The following is a 2,535-nucleotide window of genomic DNA, read 5'->3' as shown; positions in this document are numbered from 1 at the left end:
GATCAGACCATCAACCCCGACCTGATGCGCGATTTCTTCTGCAACAAGGTCACAAGCCCGCAAAAACACCTGATCTGGTATCAGGGCAAAATCGACCCGCCGACTAGCAGCGCAAATTGTGACGACATTGAAATTGTCCGCTCGGAAGACGACGAGATGCGGACACTCAACCATGCCCACACCGCAATTACCATGAGCCCCAAGGATCCCATTTATGGCCTTGATGGCGCGGTCCCCGATTGCGGGCATTACGATGACGAGGCTGCCCGATCAAACTGCCAGTCCGGCACGAATGTCCTGTATGGTGAACGCAATCTTTTTGACGACGCGCCCCCCGGCACAATGCGTCGTGGTACATTCAATCCCGACTTCCCGGGTATGATGGACAAAATGGCTGCCTTTATCGCAAAGGCAATCACCGCGCAGAATTAGGAACTGAAGCCGCCCGATGACTTTTTCGACCGACATTTTCGAAACACCCGACGGGATAAATCTGCGCTTTGGTGTGCAGACGCCCGAAAACGCGCGCCAGCATGTCCTTATCCTGCAAGGGCGCGGGGAGTATATTGAACGTTACCAGGAAACGGCGGACGAACTTGCCGAACGTGGTTTCGGTTGTGTGACCTTTGATTTTCGCGGCCACGGTGGGTCGTCGCGCGAAACGAATGATCCGGTCATGGGATACGTTCATGATGTTGCGCAATATATCGCCGATACACGCCACGTTGTTGACCATGTTAAAAAAGTCCACGGCATTGCCTGCCCGCTGCTGATAACGCACTCGACCGGCGGGTTGGTTGCAGTGGCGATGATGCTTGATCAACCGGATCTGTGGGAAAGCGTGGTGATGGTCGCGCCATTTTTTGGGCTGGGCGGCCCTGATTGGTTGTCACTCGCGGCACAATTTGTCGCCGACAGCATGTGTCGGTATGGATTTGACAAACAGTACCTGCCCGGCCAACGCAAACTAAGCCCGCTTGCCGGGTTCGAGGCCGAAAACATCCTAACTTCCGATCCGGTCCGCCATGCGCGAAATGTTGCCATCTTGCAAAGCAGCCCGGGACTTGTGGTTGGTGGCGTTTCTGCTGGCTGGCTTGATGCCTGTTTCAAGGCGCAAGCATCCCTGACCACCCGGATCGAACAGATGAAGTCCGGCACATGGTCCCTGCCCCCCATCACCATTGTTCTGGCCGGGAACGATCAGGTTGTTTCAAACCAGACGACGGAAGATCTGTTTGGCAACGTACCGTCGATCACCATTGCGGAGATCCCTGAAGCCCGCCACGAAATTCTTCAGGAACGTGACATTTATCGAAACAGGTTCTGGCAAATTTTTGATGCGCACATCTCGCGTACTCAAAAAAAGTGAACCCGGGAGACCTGGACGGTGATTTGAATGAGTTTGACCCTAAAGCTTTGCCAGAAGTTTTGCCTTGGTCGCATCATCAACAAAGGCAGCTTCGATGGCGGTACGGGTCAAACCACTCAGCTCTTCAGGGCTAAAACCAAACACCTCCTCGGCACGCTGATATTCGGCTGCAAGCGAGGTAAAGAAAAACGGCGGATCGTCCGAGCCAAGGGTCACCTTGACCCCCGCGTCGTAGAATTTGCGCAGCGGATGGGATGTGTAATCCGGGAAAACCGAAAGCGCGATATTCGATCCCGGACAAACTTCCAGAACGATATCACGCTTAACCAGTGCTTCGACCAGTTTGGGGTCTTCGATTGACCGCACCCCATGGCCGATCCGTGTCACAGGAAGTTTTTCAATTGCATCCCAGACACTTTGCGATCCTTCGACCTCGCCAGCATGGGTGGTGCAGCCAAGACCGGCATCGCGGGCGATCTTGAACGCCGGATAAAAATCTTCCTGTGTGAACATGCTTTCATTGCCACCCATGCCAAAACCGACAATGTACGGGTGGCGACAATCAACCGTCTCACGCGCGACCTTGACCGCCACATCCGGCCCAACGTGGCGCACACAGGTCATGATAATCCGGCCGATAATCCCGGTTTCCTTTTCGGCGCGGTCAATACCGTCAACCACGGCCTCAAGATGATCATCAAAGGACAGGCCACAACCGGCCGCATGGGTTGGCGAACAGAAAATCTCGACATAAAGGGTGCCAACCTTGGCCTGCGCAGTCAGGTAGGAACAGGTCAGATCGGAATAATCCTGCTTGGTGCGGATGGCGGCACTCGCCTTGTCAAAACTGTTGAGGAACTCGGGAAAGTTATTCCAGATATAGCGATCCTGCGCATCATAGATATCATCAGGCAATGTCAGACCATTGCGCTTGGCAAAGCTGCGGACAAGCGAAGGCGTCATCGCCCCTTCAAGATGCAGGTGCAGTTCTGCCTTTGGAATGGTCGTGTTCATCGCGGTGCTCCGGGTTTGTCGGCATCATCTTATAACCGATACCTTCTAACCCAAACCAACCCGCTTGGTCACGCGGCAACCGCACGGCGCGATGATTTGCGCGCAGCACTCCATTGCTGAACGTACGGATCATCGGCCAAGGATGCCAACGG

General features: G+C 54.6%; 3 protein-coding genes and 1 pseudogene. 2 read left to right on the top strand and 2 right to left on the bottom strand.

All coding sequences use genetic code 11. From position 1 onward, the window contains the following. A pseudogene (locus tag B3Z49_RS01420) lies at positions 1-432 on the top strand (hypothetical protein); the annotation flags it as partial. Positions 433-448: 16 nt separating this feature from the next. Then, on the top strand, positions 449-1,369 hold the full coding sequence (locus B3Z49_RS01415; RefSeq protein WP_296987722.1) for an alpha/beta fold hydrolase: 921 nt from the start codon (positions 449-451) through the stop codon (positions 1,367-1,369). A 39-nt stretch (positions 1,370-1,408) separates the two neighbouring features. On the opposite strand, the gene B3Z49_RS01410 is transcribed toward B3Z49_RS01415, so the two are convergent. Both B3Z49_RS01410 and B3Z49_RS01405 read right to left on the bottom strand, forming a co-directional pair. After that, the gene (locus B3Z49_RS01410) at positions 1,409-2,383 is read right to left on the bottom strand and encodes an adenosine deaminase (protein WP_296987720.1); all 975 of its coding nucleotides are present in this window, start codon (positions 2,381-2,383) and stop codon (positions 1,409-1,411) included. Then, a partial coding sequence (locus B3Z49_RS01405; RefSeq protein WP_296987717.1) for a hypothetical protein occupies positions 2,340-2,535 on the bottom strand: 196 nt, incomplete at its 5' end. The genes B3Z49_RS01405 and B3Z49_RS01410, both read right to left, overlap by 44 nt.

This window comes from Thalassospira sp. UBA1131 (assembly GCF_002311515.1).
Classification (GTDB): domain Bacteria; phylum Pseudomonadota; class Alphaproteobacteria; order Rhodospirillales; family Thalassospiraceae; genus Thalassospira.
Note: the sequence above shows the minus strand (reverse complement) of the source record. Positions and strands in the feature narration are given on the sequence as shown.

Bases quoted from the DNA above. Each gene is read 5' to 3' on its own strand.
- B3Z49_RS01410 (WP_296987720.1), bottom strand. From the start codon at position 2,383: ATGAACACGACCATTCCAAAGGCAGAACTGCACCTGCATCTTGAAGGG.
- B3Z49_RS01415 (WP_296987722.1), top strand. From the start codon at position 449: ATGACTTTTTCGACCGACATTTTCGAAACACCCGACGGGATAAATCTG.